The following is a 21622-nucleotide window of genomic DNA, read 5'->3' as shown; positions in this document are numbered from 1 at the left end:
CGGCGTGACAGCCGCCGACGTGACGCGGGACACATTGATCTTGAGCGCGGTGACCCCCGGTCACGCGCCCTTCTTGAGCACCTGCTGAGCCTTTGCGACCGCGGCCTCGGTGGCACCTTCGAGCTCGCCGTCCTGACCGGCCAGCAGCGTGACCGACACGACGACGTCCTCGACACCCGTCGTCGCGGCCGTGAACTCCAGGCCGCGGCGTGAACCGGAAGTCACGGTCAGCTGGAAGGCGAACGGGTCGGTGCCGATCTGCGGCGCGGCGATCTCCTCGACCTCCATCGAGTAGCTGCCCTCGCCGATCCTCATCGTCACCTTCGGGCAGGAGGTGACCGCCTTCCGGTACGCGTGCTGCAGGTAGGCGACCTCGTCGTTGTTGCCCATCGCATCGATCCCGAAGTCGAGGAACGAACCCTCGGAACCTGCCGAGAACGAGCGGTGCGTGGTCGCCTTCGCGCCGGGCGCCTCGGTCGCGTTCAGGAACCTGACCAGCGTCTTGCACTTGCTGCTCGCCGACGAGAACGGCTTCTCGGCGTCACCGGCCGGATCGTCCTCTTCCAGCTGGTAGCCGTCGGGCAGCTCGGAAAGCTCGAGGAGCGCCCGGGTGAGCTCGGCCGACGTCCGCTTCACCGCGGCCCCGGGCGTCTTGCTCGAGTCGGCGTCGGCCGGCGGGGTGGATGATGCCGGCGTACTCGCGGACGGTGCTCCCGCGGTGTCGTCCTTGTCGCCACCACAAGCGGCGAGCGACAGACTGAGGGCGGTGGCGAGGGCGAGCGGGACGAGCCTGCGGCGGCGGTGGGCCGTCACTACGGTCATGGGGACCTTCCAGAACCTTCGAGGGCCGGGCGGGCCCACCGGTGGCCGAGCAGGCAGCAGCGTACCTGACACGTCAGGTCCACGAGCGTGGGGCCGTCGGCGGAGGCGAGCGATGCGGAGGGTGGTCAGAAACGGTGCGAGCGGAGGTGGATGTTCTGCAGCAGGCCGATCGCGAGCAGGCCGGCGAACATCGACGAACCGCCGTACGAGACGAACGGCAGCGGCAACCCGGTCACCGGCATGATGCCCAGGGTCATGCCGATGTTCTCGAACGCCTGGAACGCGAACCAGCAGACAATGCCGGTCGCGACCAGCCGGCCGAACGCGTCCCGCGCGGTGATCGCGATCCGCAGGCCGCGCAGCAGCACCAGCGCGAACAGCACGATGATCGCGCCGGCCCCGATCAGCCCGAGCTCCTCCCCCGCGACCGTGAACACGAAGTCGGTGTGCTGCTCGGGCACGAACGCGTTCTGCGTCTGCCCGCCGTGGAACAGCCCCTGGCCGAAGACGCCGCCGTTGCCGATCGCGATCCGCGCCTGGTTCACGTTGTAGCCGATGCCTTGCGGGTCCTGCGACGGGTCCGCGAACGCCACGAACCGGGCCAGCTGGTAGTCCTTCAGCACCTGGAGCTGGATCGCCAGCGCGGCCACCACCACGCCGGCCGTGACCAGCCCGAGCATCCAGCGCTTGGGCACGCCGGAGACCGCGATGATCCCGAACACGATCGACCCGAGCACCATCACCGTGCCCAGGTCGGGCTGCAACATCACCAGCACGACCGGTACGGCGGCGACCGCGATCGCCTGCGCGACATCGACGGTCCGCGCGGTCTCCCGGTGATCGGTCTCGCCCTTCTCGGCGATCAGTAGCGCCATCCCGACGATCACCGCGAGCTTGGCGAACTCGCTCGGTTGGATCGACATCCACGGCAGCTGGATCCACGACCGCGAACCGTTGATCACGGCACCGACCCCGGGCACCAGGACGAGGATCAGCCCGACGATCGAGGCGGCGTACAGGACCGGGGCGAGGATGCGGACGCGCCGGTGGTCGGTGACCGCCGCGCCGATCGCGAGCACCGAGCCGATGGCGAAGTTGAGCGCGTGCCGGACGAGGAAGGCGTACTGGTTGCCGTCGGTCAGGGAGTTCCGGTTGTGGGTCGCGGACCAGATGAGCATCGCGCCGATGGTGGACAGCGCGACCACGCCGAGCACGAGGACCCAGTCCACGTGCCACACGGTCGACCGCCGGTCCATCCGCGGTCTGGTCCGGATCGGGGTCAGCAGCGCCATGACCCGACTCCGGCCGCGTGCTCCATCCCGCTGGGTGCTCGGCCCGTCATGGCGTCGGCTGCTTCGGTTGCTGCGCCGGCGGGACCGGCTTGATGTTGTAGAGCGTCTCGTAGATCTTGCGGACCGCGTCACCACCGGCGCCCGAGCCGGTCCCGGCCTGGCTGATCATCATCACCACGGCATAGCGGTCCGTGTACGACGCGAGCCACGAGGTGGTCTGCTTGCCGTAGACCTCCGCCGTACCGGTCTTGGCCCGGATCTGCACCTGGTCGACCGGGAACCCGGCGAACTTCCACGCCGCCGTACCGGTCTTGACCGTCTCCTTGAGGGCCCGGTCGATGTAACGGAGGTTCGCGGCCGAGACCGGCAGCTTCGCCTTCGGCTTCGGCTTGATCTCGTGCGGCTTGCCGTTGGCGCCGACCCAGGCCTGGACCGCGCGCGGCTCGTACAGCGTGCCGCCGTTGGAGAGCGCCGAGTAGACCATCGCCAGCTGCAACGGCGTGACGGTGGTGTCGCCCTGGCCGATGGCGAAGTTGACCGCGTCACCGGCCCGGTATCGGTAGCCGTCAGCGCAGAACTCCCGGGAGAACTGCTTCAGGAACGCTGAGGTCCCCTCCGGCGGGTCGGCCGCGAGCTTGCAATAGTAGTCCTTCTGGGAGTCGTAGTACTCCTTCTTCCACTTGCGGTCCGCGATCCGGCCGCTGACCTCACCGGGCAGGTCGACGCCGGTCGGCTTGCCGAGGCCGAACTTCTGCGCCATCTCGACCAGCGGATCCCGGGTGGTCACGTCGCTGGAGTTCCCGCCTTCCTTCAGCCAGAGCGCGTACGCGATCCGGTAGAAGAAGGTGTCGCAGGACAAGGACAGTGCCTGGTCGAAGCCGATCATCCCGTAGGACGCGGACTCGTAGTTCTTGAACCGGCGGTTGCCGACCTCGAAGAACGACGAGCAGTCCAGCCGGGTCTTCGTGCTGTAGCCGGCGCTCATCGCGGCCGCGGTGGTGATCGGCTTGAACGTCGACCCGGGAGCCAGCTGTCCTTGCAGGGCTCTCGAGACGAGCGGCGTCCCGGACTTCGAGGAGTACAACGCGTCCAGCTCGCGCTGGGTGATGCCGCCGACCCAGACGCCGGGGTCGTACGTCGGGTAGCTCGCCATAGCGACGATCCGGCCGGTCTTGGTGTCCATCACCACGGCGGCACCGGAGTCGGCGACGTACTTGCGCCTGGTGATCTTGTCGTACTGCTTGCGCGCGGTGAGGATCGCGTTCCGCAGCTGGGCCTCGACGGAGGCCTGGATGCGGGCGTCGATCGTGGTCACCAGCGTCGCCCCGGGCACCGGCGCGGTCTGCTTCTGGATGCCGGTCGTGTACCCGACCGCGTCGACGATGACGTCCTTGACGCCCGGCGCGCCGCGCAGGAGCTTGTCGTACGTGCGCTCCACGCCGGCGCGGCCGACCAGGTCGGACCGGTGTGGCACCGAGTCGCCGCCGGCCTTCTCGATGTCGTCGAGCTCCTCGGTGGTGATCGGTGACAGGTAGCCGAGGATGTGGGCCGCGTTCACCTTGTACGGCGACGGATACGCCCGGAGCGCCTGTGATTCGGCGGCGACCCCCGGGAAGTCCTCGCGCCGTTCCATCACCTCGATCGCGACCTGCTCGCTGACGTCCTTCGCCACCGGGATCGGCTGGTACGGCGTACCGTTCCAGCAGGCCGGCGGCTTCGAGGCGCCCGGCTCACCACACAGCATCGTGCGCGCCTTGAGGTCCTTCGGTTTCTGGCCGAGCACCTTCGCCAGGCGGGCGATCACCACGTTCTGCTGGCTGTCGGGGAGCTTCGCCAGGATCGATCGGTCGACGGTGATCACCAGCGACACCCGGTTGCCGACCAGCGTGCGGCCCTTCGCGTCGACGATCGTGCCCCGGGGCGCCGGGACGAGGACCTGCCGCGTGTGCTGCTGGGTGGCGGCCTGGGTGTAGTCCTCGTTGGACATCACCTGCATGTACCAGAGCCGCGCGAACAGCGTGCAGAACAAGGAGAAGACCAGCACCCCGATCACGAACAACCGCAGGCGCGCCTTGAGCGGTGCCTCGAAGCCGTCGAAGCTCACAACGCGCCCCCGCTCGTTCGGAGGGAAGGAAAGACGAAGGAGTCATGAGGGTTGTCGAAACTCATGGCAGCACCCGGCGGCGTTCTCTCGCGGCCACCACGCGGCCCATCACCCACATGACCAGCGGGATCACCACGATCGCGCCGACCACGTCGTACCCGGCGGCGATCCCCAGCCGCACGCCGAACTCACCCCAGTCGACCGACGGATCGTGCAACAGGGATCCGGTCGCGGAGTAGATGAACAAGGACAGCGTCGTCCCGAGAACCACGGTGGCGGCCACGATCAACGGACCGACCGGCCCCGCCGAGGCCTCCCGCCGGATCAACCCGGCCACGTACCCCGCGATCGCGAGCGCAAGCGCCCACCGGCCGGCTGTGTGATCGGCCGGCGGTACGACGTCCAGCAGCAGGCCGCCCGCGAAACCGGTGATCGCACCCCACTCCGGCCCCCGGGACAACGCCAGCGCGATGACCACGATCAGCACCAGGTCACAGGTGACCCCGGCGACCGCGACGTTCGACAGCAGGGACGTCTGCACGGTGACGGCCACCATCAGGAACAGGGCGGCCAACCCGATGCGCAAGGCGATCACGTCAACTTCCCTTCCCTTCGGTGGTCGATGGTTTGAGCTGCGTGCGCGGCGTCCGGGCCGGCGGTCCGGTCACCACGCCCACGGTGTCGATCCGGGTGGGATCGACGTACGGCTTGACGGTCGCCGTGGACCCGAGAGCTCCCTGGTTCGGCGTCACCGAGGTGACGACGCCGATCGGCACCCCGGGCACGTACGGCGCGTTGCCGCTCGAGCCCCAGGTGACGATCCTGTCCCCGACCTTCGGCCTGGCCTTGAGGTCGACCAGCTTGTAGTCGAGGGTGCCGCCCACCTCGCCTCGGCCACTGACGAAGCCGAGCGCCATCGAGGCGTTCAGCCGGCCGCCCACGGTCGAGTTGCGGTCGCCGATCAGCAGCACGGTCGCGGTCGCCTGGGTGGTCCGCACCACCCGGCCGACGAGACCGTTGCCGTTCAGCACGGTCATGTCGACGCGCACGCCGTCCGCCGTCCCGGCGTCGATCGTGACCGTGTGACTGAACGTCTGCGCACCACCGATCCCGATCACCCGGGCAGGCGTCATCGCGTACGCCGGCGCGAGCTCGAGCAGCCGATCCAGCTCGGCCGCCCGGTTGCGGGCGTAGTCGGTGGTGTTCAGCTCCTGGTGGAGCTTCTCGTTCTCACTCTTCAGTTTTTCGTTCTCTGCTTTCAACCTATCCATTTCCGCGAACCGGTCGCGGAGGTTGTCCACAGGCTGCCGGGCCGAGCTCGCGGTCGACTCGAGCGGACCGAACACCCGCGCCGCGGCCTCCCGCACCGGATCGATCGGCGAACCGGCCGACCGGCGGGCGTCCAGGACGATCAAGGTGAAGCAGGCGAGCACCACCAACACGAGCACGGTCCGCCGGCGACGTACCGTGCCTGGCGTGCCCGCCGAACGGAGCGGCGCCTCACCGGCCGAGCGGAACGCGCTCCTGGCCGTCGGGGAGCCGAGGTCTTTGAGCATCGGTGGAACCTCAGCGCCGGTTGTCGGTGACCAGGATGCGGTTCAGAGTCTCGATGTTGTCCACGCACTTGCCGGCGCCGAGGACGACGGCGTCCAGCGGGTTCTCGGCGACGTGGATCGGGATGCCGGTCTCGTGCCGCAGCCGCTCGTCCATGCCCTTCAGCAGCGCACCGCCGCCGGTCAGCACGATGCCGCGGTCGACGATGTCACCGGCCAGCTCCGGCGGGGTCTTGTCCAGGGTGGCCTTGACCGCGTCGACGATCGCGGTGATCGGCTCCTCGATCGCCTGCCGGATGCTTGCCGAGGACACCTTCACGGTCCGCGGCAGGCCGGAGATCATGTCCCGGCCGCGGATCTCGCTCTCCGGGCCGTCGGTGGTCGGGAACGCCGACCCGATGGTCATCTTGATCTGCTCGGAGGTGGCCTCGCCGAGGAGCAGCGAGTACTCCTTCTTGCAGTAGTTCACCACCGCCTTGTCGATGGCGTCGCCGGCCACCCGGATCGACTGGCTGGTGACGATGCCGCCGAACGAGATGACCGCGACCTCCGTCGTACCGCCGCCGATGTCGACCACCATGTTGCCGGTGGCGTCGCGGACCTCGAGGTTGGAGCCGAGCGCGGCGGCCATCGGCTCCTCGATGATGTAGACCTTGCGGGCCCCGGCCATGTAGCCGGCGTCGCGGACCGCGCGCTGCTCGACCGCGGTGATCCCGGACGGCACGCAGACCACGATCCGCGGCTTGGCGAAGTACCGCCGCCGGTGCACCCGCTGGATGAAGTAGCGCAGCATCTGCTCGGCGGCGTCGAAGTCCGCGATCACGCCGTCCTTGAGCGGCCGGATCGCGGTGATGTTCCCCGGCGTCCGGCCGATCATCTTCTTCGCCTCGTGGCCGAACGCGACCGCCTCGCGCGGCTCGTCGGTCCGGGTCGCGACCACGGACGGCTCGTTCAGCACCACCCCGCGCCCGCGCACGTAGACGAGGGTGTTCGCCGTACCGAGGTCGACCGCCATGTCGCGGCCGAGCATGCTGTTCGCCATCGAGGCGCCTCTCCGCTCGATCCGGTTCTCAGGCTAAGCGCGCGACCGTGGTCGCCGACGCATCGACACGGGCCCGGGTCCGGATCACCAGGTCGACCGCGTACGCATCGTATCCGACCGGTAACCAGCCGTTCGCCGCCGGGTTGAAATCTTCACCGTGCTCCAACTCAGGGGCGGAGGGCGGAATCAAGTCGACGTTGCACCGGATCGAACACACCTTCAGGAACGCGGACAGCGAGCTCGCCGCGACTACACCAGGCGATGGCATCTAGCTCCTCAGGGCTCGCGATGGTCGCGTTGCCACTGACTACTGCGCATTCCACGTAGTGCATGAGCCGTCCTGTCGCAGGGTGCTCCCGCTCCCCGAGTGTGGATACGTACCGGACGTGCAGACCTACCTCTTCGAGAGTTTCACGAACGGCGGCGGCAGCCGGAGACTCCCCCTGCTCGACCTTCCCCGCCGGGAACTGCCAGAGCAGGGAACCCTCCGCGACCCGCCGTCGCAACAGCAACACGCGCCCGTGCTCGATCACGACGGCTGCCGCAACCGGTTGGCCGCCGCCGTGAATCGACGTCACGGCAGGTCGGGGAACCAGATCTTGATCTCGCGCTCGGCCGACTCCGGCGAGTCCGAGCCGTGCACGAGGTTCTCCCGGTTCGACAGCGACAGGTCGCCGCGGATCGTGCCGGGAGCGGCCTTGCGGCCGTCGGTGGCGCCGTTCAGCGCGCGGACCACCTCGATCGCCTCGTCACCCTCGAGCACCAGCGCGACCAGCGGGCCGCTGGTGACGAACTCGCGCAGCGGCGGGTAGAAGTCCCGCTCGACGTGCTCGGCGTAGTGCTGGTCGGCCAGGTCGCCGTCGATCGAGCGCAGGTCCATCGCCACGATCCGGAGCCCCTTGGCCTCGAACCGGCCGAGCACCTCCCCGACCAGGCCACGGCGTACCGTGTCGGGCTTGAGCAGGACCAGGGTGCGCTGCGACATCGTCAGACTCTCTCTCGAAGTAGGTCGGGCGCGCTGAGCCTAACCGGTGTGCGCGCGCTTCGCTTCCTCGATGCGGCGGCCGAGCACGATGGCTGCCACCCAGAAGGACGCGAACGCCAGACCGAGCACGAACATCACCGGTACGACGAAGCCGAGGCCGACCGCACCGACCTGGACCACCCAGCCGAGGACGTACCCGACCCGGTTGCGCAGCAGACCGGTCGCCACCAGCGCCAGCACGGCCAACCCGACACACACCGTCACCGCGATCGCCGGCCGGACGTCGGCCACCGAGATCATCACCGGCGTCACCAGCGCGAGCACCAGCGACTCGAACCCGAGCACTATCGACGCGAGTGACCTCATGACTCGTCCTTCTTCGGCTTGCGGACCAGCAGGGCACGGGCCTCACCGGCGGTGATGACGGAGCCGGTGATCAGTACGCCGCCGGTGCCGAGCGCGACCGCGTTCTCCTCGGCCAGCCGGATCGCGTCGTCGATCGCGTCCACCAGGTGCGGCCGGACCAGCACCCGGTCCTCGCCGAACACCTCGGCCGCGAGCTCCCCGAGCTCCTCCGCCGGCATCGACCGCTCGACGAAGCTGTTCCGGGTACAGACGACCGTCTCCATGATCGGTTCGTACGCCTCCAGCAGGCCGTACACGTCCTTGTCCTTCATGCAGCCGAGGACGCCGATCAGCGGCTGGAAGGCGAACGCCTCGGAGACCGTGGCCGCGGTCGCCTCCGCGCCGTGCGGGTTGTGCGCGGCGTCGACGACGATCGTCGGGCTGTTCCGGACGACCTCCATCCGGCCCGGGCTGGTGACGTCGGCGAGGGCCGCCTGGACCAGCTCCGCGGTGACCCGGCCCTCGGTCTGCGGGCTGGCGCCGAACAGCGCTTCCACAGCGGCGACCGCGGTGGCCGCGTTGTGCGCCTGGTACTCACCGTGGAGCGGCAGGAAGACGTCGTCGTACTCGCCGCCGAGGCCCTTGAGCGAGATCAGCTGGCCGCCGACCGCGAGCGAGCGGCTGGTGACGCCGAACTCGATCCCTTCGCGAGCGACCTGCGACCCGACCTCGGCGGCCTTGCGGAGCAGTACTTCGAAGACGTCCAGGCTCTGCTGCGCCATCACCGTCGTACCGCCGGGCTTGATGATGCCGGACTTGTCCCGGGCGATGGTGACCGGATCCGCGCCGAGGATGTGCGCGTGGTCGACCGCGACCGGGGTGATCACACTGACCGTCCCGTCCGCGACGTTCGTGGAGTCCCAGGTGCCGCCCAGGCCGACCTCGACGATCGCGACGTCGACGGGCGCGTCCGCGAAGACGGCGAACGCCATCGCGGTCATCACCTCGAAGAACGACAGCGGGTGCTCCTGCTCGGCGTCGACCACGTCCAGGTACGGCGCGAGCTCGGCGTACGCGTCGACGAAGCGCTCCTCGCTGATCGGCTCACCGTCCAGGGTGATCCGTTCCCGGACCGACTCCAGGTGCGGACTGGTGAACCGGCCGGTCCGCAGCCCGGCCTCGCGGACCAGGGTGTCGATCATCCGGGCGGTGGACGTCTTGCCGTTGGTCCCGGTCAGGTGCACCACCGGGTACGCCTTCTGCGGATCACCGAGCAGCTCGACGAGCCGCCGGACCCGATCCAGGGTCGGTTCGATCTTGTGCTCCGGCCATCGTTGCTGGAGCCGTGCCGATACCTCGGCGTAGGAGAGGTCACTCATCAGACTGCCAGTCTAGGTTGGGGTGTGGATAACCGGTCGGAAGCACCCCTTGACAACCACTACGATTGTGCGCATGAGCCAGACGTCCCGTGTTCCAGACAAGCCCACCCTCGAAGGCCTCGAGGAGAAGTGGGCTGCGGTATGGAGGGAGCAGCAGACCTACGCGTTCGACCGCACGGCCGAGCGGGCCGAGGTCTACTCCATCGACACCCCGCCGCCGACCGTCTCCGGATCCCTGCACGTCGGGCACATCTTCAGCTACACCCACACCGACCTGGTCGCCCGCTACCAGCGGATGCGCGGCAAGAAGGTCTTCTACCCGATCGGCTGGGACGACAACGGCCTGCCGACCGAGCGCCGCGTGCAGAACTACTACGGCGTCAAGTGCGACCCCTCGCTGCCGTACGACCCATCCTTCGAGCCACCGGCCAAGCCGGACCCGAAGAAGCAGGTCCCGATCTCCCGGCAGAACTTCGTCGAGCTGTGCGGTGAGCTGACCCACATCGACGAGCAGGCGTTCGAGGCGATGTGGCGCCGGGTCGGCCTCAGCGTCGACTGGTCGTACCTCTACACCACCATCTCGGAGGAGTCGCGGCGGACGTCGCAGCGCGCCTTCCTGCGCAACTTCGCCCGCGGCGAGGCGTATCTGGCCGAGGCGCCGACGATGTGGGACGTCACGTTCCAGACCGCGGTCGCGCAGGCGGAGCTCGAGGCCCGGGAGTACGCCGGCGCCTACCACCGGATCGCCTTCCACGGCGCGAACGGGCCGATCCACATCGAGACCACGAGGCCCGAGCTGATCCCGGCCTGTGTCGCGCTGATCGCGCACCCGTCGGACGAGCGTTACCAGGAGCTGTTCGGATCGACCGTCCGTACGCCGCTGTTCGACGTCGAGGTCCCGGTCCTGGCGCACGAGGCCGCCGAGATGGACAAAGGCGCCGGCATCGCGATGTGCTGCACGTTCGGCGACCAGACCGACATCCAGTGGTGGCGCGAGCTGCAACTGCCGGTCCGGACCGTCATCGGCCGCGACGGCCGGCTGCTGCGCGACACCCCGGCCTGGCTGGAGGGTTCGGAGCTGTACGCCGAGCTCGCCGGCAAGACCGTGTTCAGCGCGCGTGAGCTGATCGTCGCGAAGCTGCGCGAGAGCGGCGACCTGGACGGCGAACCCACCCCGACGAAGCGGATGACGAACTTCTTCGAGAAGGGCGACAAGCCGCTGGAGATCGTCTCGACCCGGCAGTGGTACATCAGGAACGGCGGCCGTGACGCCGACCTCAAGCAGGAATTCGTCGAGCGGGGCAACGAGCTCGGCTGGATCCCCGAGCACATGCGGCACCGGTACCTGAACTGGGTCGAAGGGCTGAACGGTGACTGGCTGATCTCCCGCCAGCGCTTCTTCGGCGTCCCGTTCCCGGTCTGGTACCCGATCGACGCCGACGGCGAGGTCGACTACGACCACCCGCTGATGCCGTCCGAAGCCGAGCTCCCGATCGACCCGACCTCGCAGGCCCCGCGCGGGTACGACGAGTCCCAGCGCGGCAAGCCCGGTGGGTTCGAGGCCGATCCCGACGTGATGGACACCTGGGCGACCTCGTCGCTGACGCCCCACATCGTCTGCGGCTGGGAGCGGGACGACGACCTGTTCCGGCGTACCTTCCCGATGGACCTGAACACCCACGCCCACGAGATCATCCGGACCTGGCTGTTCTCCCGCGTCGTTCGGGCCCACTTCGAGAACGGCACGCTCCCCTGGGCGCGGTCGATGATCTCCGGGTTCGTCGTCGACCCGGACCGCAAGAAGCTCAGCAAGTCCAAGGGCAACGCGATCATCCCGGACGACATCCTGAACAAGTTCGGCTCGGACGCGGTGCGGTGGCGCGCCGCGATGGCGCGGCCGGGGCTGGACTCGCCGTTCGACGAGTCGCAGATGAAGGTCGGCCGGCGGCTGGCGATCAAGGTCCTGAACGCGTCGAAGTTCGTCCTCGGGTTCGGTGCGTCGGCGATCGACCCGGCCGCGCTCACCGAGCCGGTCGACCTGGCGATGCTGCAGCGGCTGCGGTCCGTGGTCGCCGACGCGACCGCGGCCTTCGACCGGTACGACTACACCGGGGCGCTCGAGGTCAGCGAGCGGTTCTTCTGGACGTTCTGCGACGACTACGTCGAGCTGGTCAAGGAGCGCGCGTACGGCGGCCAGGGTGAGGCGGCCGCGTCGTCGGCCAAGGCTGCGCTGGCGGTGGCGTTGTCGGTGCAGTTGCGGCTGCTCGCGCCGTACCTGCCGTATGCGACCGAAGAGGTGTGGTCGTGGTGGCAGGAGGGCTCGATCCACACGAGCCGGTGGCCGGAGCCGGACGTCGACCTCACGGTCGCGGCGCAGGAGCCGGAGGTGCTGGACGCGGTCGCCGAGGTGCTCGGCGGCATTCGCGGTGCGAAGTCGGAGGCACAGGTCTCGATGAAGACCGAGGTCAGCAAGGTCGAGGTCAGCGGACCGGCCGCCCGGCTCGCGCTGGCGGAGCGGGCCGAGCCCGACCTGCGCGCGGCCGGCCGGATCACCGGCGAGATCGTCTGGAGCCCGGACGAGTCCGACGCGGTCAAGGTCGTCGCGACCCTCTGAGGGTTCGTTCGCCCGGCGCCCGTCTCCTTCCGGGGAGGCGGGCGCTACCGTTTCCGCTGGAACGACTACGCTGCGGAACCGGCTTGTCCCGATGTGGAACCATCGGGTCGAACCGCGCGACCGCCAGTCCCGAGGAGCCCCGCATGAGCGACCCCACCACCCCGGACCAGCCGGCTGACACCAAGCCGCCCGCGGGTGCCAAGCCGCCCACGCGGGCTGATCTGCCTGCGCGTGAAACCCCGGCCGCGACCACCGAGCCTGCCGCCCAGGCCAAGGCGACTCCGGACGCCCCGGCGGCTCCGGGTGCCCAGGCCGGCGCGGAGGCGGCTCCGGGTGGGAAGGTGACTGCTGGTGGCGAGGCGGGTGCGGCTGACGACACCGTGGAGATCGGGAAGGTCACGGACGAGAAGCTGGCAGGGGTGAAGCCTGCGAGCGAGAACGCCGCCGGTGACAGGCCTGCCGGTGACAAGGCCGCTGGCGAGGCTGCCGGCAAGCCGGTTGGCGAGAAAGGTGCCGGTGACAAGCCTGCTGGGGACAAGGCCGCTGGCGGGGCTGCTGCCGGAGGGCCGACTGGTGAGAAGGCTGTTGGTGGGGATGGGGTTGGGGGGAAGAAGAGGCGGAGGTTCGGGATTCGGCGGGGGCCTTGGCTGACTGTTGGTGGGGTTGTGGTGGTGCTGGGGGTGTTGGCGGTGCTTGGGTACGTGTGGGGTCTCGGGCCGATGAACCGGCTGAACGCCCAGCGCGGGATCACGCCGCCGGCCAAGCTCGGCGGACTGGACCGGATCACCGACCAGGACATCCGTGACGAGCTGCAGCTGAACCAGACCCGCGAACGCCTCAGCGAGATCAACGACGGCAAGCAGGTCACCGTCGAGGCGTACGGCAGCCTCGACGGCGACCGCCTGTACGTGCTGATCGCCCTGCGCGGAAAGGTCGACATCGACAAGACCGTGGCGGACTCCGGCGCGACCCCTGAACAGATCAAGAAGGTCGGCCGGTCGACCTGTGTCGAGACCGGCGACCTCCCGACCCAGTGCTACCGCGGCTCGAACACGCTCACGATCATCGCCCAGTCCGGCAACGACGGCATCACCGTCGACGAGGTAGCCCCCGTAGCCGAAGAAGCCTTCAACGCCATGAAGTGATCATTCAGCTCAGGAGGCCGGTGATGGTGGTCATGAGGGGGATGCTGAGGAGCGTGCTGAGGAGGACTGCGCTGCGGGCCAGGGTGCGGCTTGCGCGGTAGTGGACTGCGTAGACGTAGATGTTCTGGGCCGTGGGCAGGGCGGCGAGCAGGGTCGGCGCGATCAGGGCGGGGCCGCGGAGGTCGAGCAGCCAGCGGGCGACGGCGTACGCGATGATGGGCTGCAGCATGGTCTTGAGTACGACGGCCAGCACGACGTCACGCCGCAGCGTGATCGACCCCTTCGTCCCGGCGCTCAGGCTCAGCCCGTAGGCGATCAGCCCGACCGGTACGGCGGCCGCGGCGAGCAGATCGATCGGCCGCATCAGCAACGCCGGCAGCTCCACATCGAGCGACGCGACCAGCAGACCGAGCAACGAGGCGACCGTCAGCGGGTTCCGTAGCGGCCGCGTCAGCACCGCCCGCCACGACACCCGACGGCCCGACCCCTGCCGATCTCCGTCGAGTACGGCGAATGCGACCGGCGCCATCACCAGCAACTGGAAGAGCAGGATCGGCGCCACCAGCGCACCGTCGCCGAGCACGTACGCCGCTACCGGCACGCCCAGGTTGCCCGCGTTCACGTACGACGAGGCGAGTACGCCGATGGTCGCCTCGGACCGGGACCGGCGCCAGATCAGGCCCGCCACGAGCAGGAAGATCACCTGCACCACGACCACACTGGCGACGCTCGTGACGAGCACCGCCGAGAAGATCGAGTGCAGGTCCGCTCGGGCCACGGTGGCGAACAGCAACGCCGGCGTCGCCACGAAGAACGCCAGTCGCGAGAGGACGACCTCGTCCTGCGCCCGCAGTACGCCGGTCAGACCGACGACGTACCCGAGGACGGCGACCGAGACGAGCGCGACGAAGGCACCGACGACGGCTGACACTCAGGCACTCGGAGACGTCGACACGCCGCGATGCTATCCGACCGCACGCCGGCCCCTCGCTGACCAGTCAGCCACTGGACACCCCGCGAACCACACCCGACGTCGGCACGAAACCGTAACCTGTCAGATGCTGACGAGTCAGCGGCTGGATCCGAAAGATTCCACCCACGACGAACAGGATGGCCGGCATGACTACTTCCGCGCGACTCCCCCGCGCCGCGATGATCGCAGCTTCCGTGCTCGCGACCGTGGCCACGCTGAGCGTTGTACCGACGGCGTACGCCGACAGCACCGCAGCCGAGACCGCACGGCCGACGGCCGGGCTGCCGCTGGGCGACCAGGACCTCGCCGAGACCCGCACCAGCCGGGAGCTGGCCCGCGGCGTGACCCTGACCAAGATCGTCCGCGGCACCGAGCCCGCCGCACCCGACCAGATCAACACCACGACGCGCGGTCCCTGGATCGTCAACGTGCTCACCATCGACCCGCGTAAGGCGAAGGGCCGGCTGAAGGCGACGTACGGGCCGGATCTGGCGAAGGTCGAGAAGACGTCGGAGCTGGTCCGCACCTCCGGCGCGCTGGCCGGTGTGAACGCTTCGTTCTTCACCTTCACCGCCAGCCAGCTCTACCCCGGCGACCCGGTCGGCCTGGGCATCTTCGACGGCAAGCTGCTGAGCGAGCCGCTGACCGACCCGGCCGAGGCGAACCTGCTGATCGATGCCGACAGCAACAAGGTCCTCACCGGCCACCTGCGCTGGACGGGAGAGGTCCGCAACCGCCGGTCCGGTGCCGAGCTCCCGCTGGAGTTCGTGAACCACCCGCCGGTGATCCCGGCCGCCTGCGCCACCCTGCCCGACCAGACCACCTGCACCGAGCCCGGCGACGTCGTCCTGTTCACCCCGGAGTTCGCCGCCGCGACCCCGGCCGGCCACGGCATCGAGGTCGTGCTGGACCGGCGCGGCTGCGTCGTCCGTACCGCGACCACGCGCGGCACGGCCCTCGCGAAGGACCAGACCTCGCTGCAGGCCACCGGCAAGGACACCGCCGCCCTGCTGGCGGCGACCGCGCACGGCTGCCTCACCAAGGACATCAAGCTCGCCGACCAGAACGGCAAGAAGGTGTCGCTGCGCAACAACCTGTACGGCGTGACCGGTCGCTACCAGCTGACCTCCGGCGGCGAGATCGTCGTACCGGACGGCACCGGCAGCTTCTTCGACCGCAACCCGCGGACGATCGCCGGGACGACGCGCGACGGCAAGATCCTGCTGGCGACGATCGACGGCCGGCAGACCACCAGCGTCGGGACGACGATGGACGAGACGGCCGCGGTCGCGGACGCCCTCGGCCTGCACGACGCGATCAACCTGGACGGCGGCGGGTCGACCGCGATGGCGCTGCAGGACGGCACGCTGGTCAACCGCCCGAGCGGGACCAACGGCGCCGAGCGGGCCGTCGGCGACGCACTCGTGTTCGTGCCGCGTCGCTGATCCACACCCACTCTCGCGGCGGGCAGAGCCGGCTCTGCCCGCCGCGAGGCAGGATCACCAACTGTTGTTGGAGAAGTCCTGGCCCAGGTAGATCTGGTCGTAGGTGTTGCCGTCGTGGTCGTCGGTGTAGGCGACCGCCACCTGCGCGTACGGCGAGACCGCGACCGTCATCTGTTCCTGGCGACCGTCGGGGAGCGAATTGAGTTGCTGGGCGGACAACCGCCCGGTGTCGGTGCCGTTGGTACCGAAACCGCGGACCCACACGTCCACACCACCGACCGTCCAGCCGACGACCGACTGTGAGGCGTCGTCCAGGCCGATCGACGGCGCTCTGCCGCCGGCGGCGACCTGGACGTCGGCGAACCGGGCTGCGCCGGTCGCGGTGAAGGTCCGCGTCCACGATCCCGCCGTACCGGTGTGGTCGGATTCCCACGCGACCGCGAAGTCGCCGTTGAAGTTGGCCGCGACGGAGGGGCGAATCTGCTGACCACCGGTGTTGGCGTTCGCCACTCGGCGGGACAACGTAGCCGCACCGTTCGTCCGGCCCAGCCGGATCAGCCCGATCTCGTACGACGAGTTGGCGTCTCCGTCGTCGTCCCACACCACGACCGCATCGCCTGACGCGGAGACGGCCACGTCCGGGTTGTGGTGCTGGCCGGTCGTCGCCGACGCGGTGACCTCCCAGGCCCGGGTCGTCGGGCCGGTGTACCCGGCCGCCTTCACGGTGGCCGGCGTACCGGTCTGGATGTCCTCCCACGTGACCGTGAACGCGACTGCCCCGCCGGCCGGCGCGCCGTCGGGGTCCACGCCGACGCGCGGGTTGATCTGCTGGCCGGTCGCGCTGCTGTTGGCGTTGCCCGAGGCAGTCACCGTGCCGGCCGTGTTCAGCACGCGGTACGGGATGTTGTAGTAGCCGTTGCCGTCCGGGTCGTCCTGCCAGACGACGACCGCGTTGCCCTTGTCGTCCAGGCCTACGTCCGGGTGCAGGTGCCGCCAGTTCGTCACTCCGCTGCTGCCCGCGGCGGACAGCTTCTTCTCGTAGAGCGCCGTACCGTTGCGGTACGTCCGGATGTAGATCTCACTGTGGACGTCGGTGGTCGCGTCGTCGGTGTCGCGGTCGTCCTCCCAGACGACGGCGACGTCCCCGTTCCGGTTGGTCGCGATCGCCGGTGCGTCCTGGTCGCCCGTCGACACGCTGTTGGCCGTCGACCAGGTCGGGGTGGCGAGGTGGGCCTCCGCGGCCGGCGCGGTGAGCACGAACGTGGTTGCCGCCACGGCGGCGAACGCCAGTGTCTTCTTCATGACTCCCTCACACCGCCTGCAGGCCGGGACGGCCCTCTTGGATGACGAACGACTTGACGGTCGACGCCGCGGCGTCGTGCTCCGACACCTTCGCGACCGCCCGGAAGTCGGCGCGCAGCTGGGTCGGGCTGATCGTCGTCCGGACATACCCGCGCCGGTTGCTGTAGAACTTCAGCCACGGGTTGTTCGCGACGTCCGGGATCGTGGTCGAGCCGTCGCCGTCGCCGCTGGACGTGGCCGAGCTGGTGACCAGCTCGCTGCCGATCGTCGCCGAGCCTGAGTTGCCGTAGTCCGCCTTCAGGTCGTTCGCCCAGGCGCGGTGCACATCCCCGGTGAGTACGACGGGATTGCGCGTCCCGCGATCGAGCCAGCCTTGCTGGATCCGGGCCCGGGACGCGCGGTAGCCGTCCCACGAGTCCATGCTCCCGGCGCCGGCCGAGTTGAACCGTCGGGCGAAGAACACCTGCTGACCGAGGATGTCCCAGGTGCCGTAGTGCTGCGCGAGCCCGTCCAGCAGCCACGTCTCCTGGGCGTTGCCCGGCAGGCTGCGGGACGCCAGATCCGCGTCCGAGCACACCTTCCAGCCGTCACCGCACGCCTGGTCGTGCCGGTACTGCCGGGTGTCGAGCATATGGAAGGTGGCCAGATTCCCCCACCGCAGCCGCCGGTACAGCGGGATGCTGTTGCCACTGTTCGCCTGCGCCGGCCGCAGTGGCATGTTCTCGTAGTAGGCCCGGTACGCTGCGGTCCGCCGGGCGGTCCACTGCGCCGACGTCAACGACGGCGTACTGTCCGCCCGCACCATGTTGGCGTAGTTGTTCTCCACCTCGTGGTCGTCCGGTACGACGAGCCAGGGCGCGGCCGCGTGGGCGGCCTGGAGATCCGGGTCCGACTTGTACTGCGCGTACCGGCGACGGTAGTCGGCCAGCGTGACGATCTCGGTCGTCCCCGCGTGCGTCCGGGTGCGGCCGGCCACCGCGCCGTACTCGTAGATGTAGTCGCCCAGGTGCAGCACGAGCCCGGGGTTGTCCTCGGCCATCCGGCGGTAGACGGTGTAGTAGCCCTCCTCGTAGTGCGCGCAGGAGGTGAATGCCATCACCAGGTCGCGGCCGTTGGTGCCGACGGCGGGTGCCGTCCGGGTGCGGCCGACCGGTGAGAGGTGCCCTTGGGCACGGAAGCGGTAGAAGTAGTCCGAGTCGGGGTTGAGGCCTCCGGCAACGACATGCACCGAGTGCGCGTTCGCGTACGTCGCGGTGACCGAGCCGGACGCGACCAGGGTGCTGAACGTGTCGGTGGTGGAGACCTGCCAGTCGACGGTCACGTTGGCGTTCGCCATCCCGCCCTGACCGTCGGCGTTCAGGGGCGAGGGCGCCAGCCGGGTCCACAGTACGACGCTGTTCGCGTCCGGTTCGCCGGAGGCGATGCCCAACTGGAACGGGTACGGGACGGCGGCGGTGGCCGCGATCACGGTCGAGCGGATGGGCAGAGCACTGGCACCGGCGGCGGCCAGGCCGCCGAGGACAAGGGTTCTACGGCTGATAGGGCTCATGGGCCTCACCTTCACGACTACTCAGGGCGGGGGCTCCCCGGACGGATGAAGCCTGCGGAGCCGTCCGGAGAACCTTGAGAGTGCAGGGGTGCTTGCTGCCCATGATGGGACAATTTGTGTAACTTTCCTACTGCTCGCAGGTGACTAGTTGAGGGCAAGTGCGAGCAGAATCGCGGCAGGGACGCCCTCGAGGATCGCGTTGACCCACAGCTTCGGCTGCGAGACGACGAGGACGACGGCCATGAAGGTGTGCTGCGCCGCGGTGAAGATGATCAACGCCTCGCCCTGCGGCAGATGATCGGTGCGGACGAGGACGACGCCGGCCACCAGCGCGATCGCGGTCGTCAGGTTGTACCAGCCCATATTGACCGTCCAGAGCCGGACCGCGTCGAAGTCGCCGGGCTTGGTGAGGAACATCGGGTACAGCCGCGGGTGCCGGTACAGGAACGACTCCATCACGAAGACGACCGCAAGCATGACGGCGATCGCCACCGCGAGCACCTGCGCCACCGTACTCATGACGGCGCTCCCGCGAGCGTGACCCCATGCCGGCTCGAGATCTCGCCCAGCGCGGCGTAGTCGGTCGGGTCGGCCGTCGCGAGGTCGGCGAAGAACTCGCCCATCTTCCCGGTCAGGCTGACGGTGAGGAACTTCGCCGACGGCGTCAGCACCGAGAAGGTGTTCAGCGTGCCGGCCGGGATGCTGATCGACGCGCCGGGACCGAGGTCGTAGCCCTGGTCGCCGGCCTGGACCAGGATCCGGCCCTGCAGGACGTAGAACGCCTTGCCCCAGGTCTCGCTGTGCGGCGGCGCGGCCGGACCGCGCGGCGCGTCCACCTCGAAGAGCTCGTACTGCCCGCCGGTGTGCTCGCCGCCGACCTTGACCGTGACGATCGCGTCCGGAGCGACGTACTCCGCGCCCGTGCCGGCTGAGCTCAGGTGCACCGATTCCGTCATGATGTCCTCCTCCGAGAGTCGTTGCGCCGACCGTAGGAAGCGGACGACGCCGGAACCATCCCGGCGGGCTGGGCTCTGCCGGGACGCCGGATCCCCACATTTCGGGGATGGGCGCGCGGTGGGAGGCGGCGCATACTGAGCGCATGTGGGAGGGCCGGGCGCGGACCGCGCGGAGGGACATCGCGGCACTGGCGACGTCAGGACTGAGCGTCGCGGACCTGCACGCGGCCGCGATCGAGGTGGTCGAGCAGGTGATCGGCGACGACCTGACCTGCTGGGCGGCGATCGATCCCGGCACGTTGGTGATCAGTTCGATGACCAGCGGCCGGACGCGTATCCCGGCGGAGTACGAGCCGCGGCTGGCCGAGACGGAGTACGCCGCGAACAATCCGAACTCGTTCGTCGAGCTGGCCAGGCGGCCCTACCCGGTGGCCAGGTTGTCGGACCTGCCGTACCGCGAGGTCGTCGGGCACCGCCGGCTCAACGAGGTGTGGCGGCCGCTGGGGATCGAGCACGAACTGCGGGCGGTGTTCAGCGTCGACGGGGACTGCTGGGGTGCGGCCGGCTTCGTCCGGAGCGGGCCGGAGTTCACCGATCGCGAGGTGGAGTTCCTCGGCTCGGTGGCGCCGGCGATCGGCGCGGCGACGCGGGTGGCGGTGCGTACCGATGCCCACGGGTATCGAGGAGGGGTCGGACCGTCGATCGTCGTCACCGGGCCGAGCGGTGAGCCGCGGGCCGTCACCCCGGCCGCGCGCAACTGGCAGGACGCGCTGAACGAGATCGCGCCCGGCCGCTTCAACACCCTGCTGCTGGCCGTCGTGACCGGCACACGGGTGGCCGCCAACGGGACCTTCCAGGCGCGGGTCCAGACCACGACCGGTGGCTGGGTGGTCATGCAGGGCAGCCGGCTGATCAGCGACGACGACCAGTCGGAGGTGGTGGTGACGATCGAGCCCGCGTCCGGTCGTCACCTGGTCGGCATGCTGCTGGCGGCGTACGGACTGACCGCGCGGGAGCGGGAGGTCTGCCTCGAGGTGATCTCCGGTCACACCACCGCGGAGATCGCCGACCGGCTGTCGATCTCACCGCACACCATCCAGGACCACCTGAAGTCCGCGTTCACCAAGGTCGGCGTCCGCAGCCGCGGCGAACTGGTCGCCACCCTCCGCCCGGAAGACCTCACGTACCACTGACCGCCAACTGCTTGCGGTAGGCACCGGGCGCGATCCCGAAGTCGCGCTTGAACGCCTTGGCGAACGCGAACTCCGACCTGTACCCGATCTCCTTGGCCACGGTCGCCAACGGCCGGTCGTGGTCGCGCAGCAGCCGCGCGGCCGTCGTCATCCGCCAGCGGGACAGGTACGTCAGCGGCGGCTCGCCGACCGCCTCGGTGAACCGCCGGGCGAACGCCGCCCGCGACAGGCCGACGTCCGCCGCGAGGTCCGCGACTGTCCAGGTCGCGCCCGGCTCGGCATGGATCAGCTCGAGGGAGCGCGCGACCGCGGAGTCGGTCAGCGTCCGCGACCAACCGCTGTCGGTCGGGCAGCGCCGGTCCTCCAGCCAGGCCCGCAGGATCAGCACGAGCAACGCGTCCACCAGCGGCGGTACGACGGCCGCCGCGCCCGGCCGGTCGGCGTCGAGCTCCTCGCCGAGCACGCCGATGGTGGTGTGCAGCGTCCGGTGCCGCCCGGGATCCGCGGGCACATGTACGACGTCCGGCAGGTTGCTCAGCACGGGATGCGATCGCTGCCGGTCGAGCAGGTAGGTCCCGCACAGCAACAGCGAGCGAGCGCCGGTGCTGCCCGGCGCCTGGTCCACGATCGCCGGATCGAAGTCGACCAATGGCGAGTCGGGGTGGTCGGCCAGGCCGTGCTCGAGCCCGCGCGGCAACAGCACCGCGTCTCCCGGCCCCATCGCGACCGGAGGACCGTCGGGAGGCAGGAGCCAGGAGCTGCCCTGCAACACGAGGTGGAACGTCGCGCCCGCCGACTGGGTGAACCGCAGACCCCACGGTCCGCGGACATCTGTCCGGCCCGAGGTGGCCGGACCGGTCCGCATCGCGGAAACGACATCGGCAAGCACATCCATGCCCTGCATGATACTCGCACTGCTGAAG

At 69.5% G+C, this 21622-nt stretch carries 21 protein-coding genes; 4 read left to right on the top strand and 17 right to left on the bottom strand.

Translation table 11 applies throughout. The annotated features are described in order from the left end of the window. Positions 1-60 precede the first annotated feature (60 nt). From ACQPYZ_RS10755 to ACQPYZ_RS10705, 11 genes are all read right to left on the bottom strand, one after another. A complete protein-coding gene (locus ACQPYZ_RS10755) occupies positions 61-822 on the bottom strand; it encodes a hypothetical protein (RefSeq protein ID WP_433167310.1) in 762 nt (253 codons plus the stop codon). A 125-nt stretch (positions 823-947) separates the two neighbouring features. Further along, positions 948-2114 carry a rod shape-determining protein RodA gene (rodA, locus tag ACQPYZ_RS10750; protein WP_433167309.1) on the bottom strand — a complete coding sequence of 389 codons (1167 nt, stop codon included), beginning with the start codon at positions 2112-2114 and terminating at the stop codon, positions 948-950. A gap of 46 nt (positions 2115-2160) precedes the next feature. Continuing rightward, complete coding sequence (gene mrdA / locus ACQPYZ_RS10745; RefSeq protein ID WP_433167308.1) at positions 2161-4218, bottom strand: penicillin-binding protein 2; 2058 nt, start codon at positions 4216-4218, stop codon at positions 2161-2163. Between the two features lie 61 nt (positions 4219-4279). After that, positions 4280-4813, bottom strand: a complete 534-nt coding sequence (gene mreD / locus ACQPYZ_RS10740; RefSeq protein WP_433167307.1) for a rod shape-determining protein MreD — start codon at positions 4811-4813, stop codon at positions 4280-4282. A 1-nt stretch (position 4814) separates the two neighbouring features. Continuing rightward, positions 4815-5774, bottom strand: coding sequence for a rod shape-determining protein MreC (gene mreC, locus ACQPYZ_RS10735; protein ID WP_433167306.1), 960 nt, complete (start codon positions 5772-5774; stop codon positions 4815-4817). A gap of 10 nt (positions 5775-5784) precedes the next feature. Further along, the gene (locus ACQPYZ_RS10730) at positions 5785-6813 is read right to left on the bottom strand and encodes a rod shape-determining protein (protein ID WP_433167305.1); all 1029 of its coding nucleotides are present in this window, start codon (positions 6811-6813) and stop codon (positions 5785-5787) included. A gap of 28 nt (positions 6814-6841) precedes the next feature. Continuing rightward, positions 6842-7081 (bottom strand): hypothetical protein, encoded by a 240-nt coding sequence (locus ACQPYZ_RS10725; protein ID WP_433169843.1) that lies wholly within the window; start codon positions 7079-7081, stop codon positions 6842-6844. Continuing rightward, the gene (locus tag ACQPYZ_RS10720; protein ID WP_433169654.1) at positions 6981-7328 is read right to left on the bottom strand and encodes an NUDIX hydrolase; all 348 of its coding nucleotides are present in this window, start codon (positions 7326-7328) and stop codon (positions 6981-6983) included. The genes ACQPYZ_RS10725 and ACQPYZ_RS10720 overlap by 101 nt, the downstream gene beginning before the upstream one ends. Positions 7329-7387: 59 nt before the next feature. Then, entirely contained in the window at positions 7388-7798 is a 411-nt protein-coding gene (ndk, locus tag ACQPYZ_RS10715; RefSeq protein ID WP_433167304.1) for a nucleoside-diphosphate kinase, read from the bottom strand. A gap of 39 nt (positions 7799-7837) precedes the next feature. After that, on the bottom strand, positions 7838-8164 hold the full coding sequence (locus ACQPYZ_RS10710; protein WP_433167303.1) for a DUF4233 domain-containing protein: 327 nt from the start codon (positions 8162-8164) through the stop codon (positions 7838-7840). Further along, positions 8161-9522, bottom strand: coding sequence for a bifunctional folylpolyglutamate synthase/dihydrofolate synthase (locus ACQPYZ_RS10705; protein WP_433167302.1), 1362 nt, complete (start codon positions 9520-9522; stop codon positions 8161-8163). The genes ACQPYZ_RS10710 and ACQPYZ_RS10705 overlap by 4 nt, the downstream gene beginning before the upstream one ends. A gap of 73 nt (positions 9523-9595) precedes the next feature. Between ACQPYZ_RS10705 and valS the strand changes: the two genes are divergently transcribed. Next, positions 9596-12136, top strand: coding sequence for a valine--tRNA ligase (valS, locus tag ACQPYZ_RS10700; protein WP_433167301.1), 2541 nt, complete (start codon positions 9596-9598; stop codon positions 12134-12136). Between the two features lie 143 nt (positions 12137-12279). Then, on the top strand, positions 12280-13281 hold the full coding sequence (locus ACQPYZ_RS10695; RefSeq protein WP_433167300.1) for a hypothetical protein: 1002 nt from the start codon (positions 12280-12282) through the stop codon (positions 13279-13281). 4 nt (positions 13282-13285) lie between these two features. Here the strand turns inward: ACQPYZ_RS10695 and ACQPYZ_RS10690 are convergent, their stop codons facing one another. Next, on the bottom strand, positions 13286-14212 hold the full coding sequence (locus tag ACQPYZ_RS10690; RefSeq protein WP_433167299.1) for an AEC family transporter: 927 nt from the start codon (positions 14210-14212) through the stop codon (positions 13286-13288). A 188-nt stretch (positions 14213-14400) separates the two neighbouring features. Between ACQPYZ_RS10690 and ACQPYZ_RS10685 the strand changes: the two genes are divergently transcribed. Next, positions 14401-15699 (top strand): phosphodiester glycosidase family protein, encoded by a 1299-nt coding sequence (locus ACQPYZ_RS10685; protein ID WP_433167298.1) that lies wholly within the window; start codon positions 14401-14403, stop codon positions 15697-15699. Between the two features lie 54 nt (positions 15700-15753). On the opposite strand, the gene ACQPYZ_RS10680 is transcribed toward ACQPYZ_RS10685, so the two are convergent. The 4 genes from ACQPYZ_RS10680 to ACQPYZ_RS10665 form a co-directional block, all read right to left on the bottom strand. Next, positions 15754-17001, bottom strand: coding sequence for a hypothetical protein (locus ACQPYZ_RS10680; protein ID WP_433167297.1), 1248 nt, complete (start codon positions 16999-17001; stop codon positions 15754-15756). 7 nt (positions 17002-17008) lie between these two features. Continuing rightward, complete coding sequence (locus ACQPYZ_RS10675) at positions 17009-18550, bottom strand: alkaline phosphatase D family protein (RefSeq protein WP_433167296.1); 1542 nt, start codon at positions 18548-18550, stop codon at positions 17009-17011. A 144-nt stretch (positions 18551-18694) separates the two neighbouring features. Then, positions 18695-19069, bottom strand: a complete 375-nt coding sequence (locus tag ACQPYZ_RS10670; RefSeq protein WP_433167295.1) for a DUF1304 family protein — start codon at positions 19067-19069, stop codon at positions 18695-18697. Continuing rightward, complete coding sequence (locus tag ACQPYZ_RS10665) at positions 19066-19506, bottom strand: cupin domain-containing protein (protein ID WP_433167294.1); 441 nt, start codon at positions 19504-19506, stop codon at positions 19066-19068. The genes ACQPYZ_RS10670 and ACQPYZ_RS10665 overlap by 4 nt, the downstream gene beginning before the upstream one ends. 143 nt (positions 19507-19649) lie before the next feature. Here ACQPYZ_RS10665 and ACQPYZ_RS10660 point away from each other — a divergent pair, with 143 nt between their 5' ends. Beyond that, the gene (locus ACQPYZ_RS10660; protein ID WP_433167293.1) at positions 19650-20699 is read left to right on the top strand and encodes a helix-turn-helix transcriptional regulator; all 1050 of its coding nucleotides are present in this window, start codon (positions 19650-19652) and stop codon (positions 20697-20699) included. On the opposite strand, the gene ACQPYZ_RS10655 is transcribed toward ACQPYZ_RS10660, so the two are convergent. Next, positions 20686-21594, bottom strand: coding sequence for an AraC family transcriptional regulator (locus ACQPYZ_RS10655; protein WP_433167292.1), 909 nt, complete (start codon positions 21592-21594; stop codon positions 20686-20688). The genes ACQPYZ_RS10660 and ACQPYZ_RS10655 overlap by 14 nt on opposite strands. Between the last annotated feature and the right edge of the window lie 28 nt (positions 21595-21622).

The sequence above is a fragment of the Kribbella sp. CA-247076 genome (genome assembly GCF_050942445.1).
GTDB lineage: Bacteria > Actinomycetota > Actinomycetes > Propionibacteriales > Kribbellaceae > Kribbella.
Note: the sequence above shows the minus strand (reverse complement) of the source record. Positions and strands in the feature narration are given on the sequence as shown.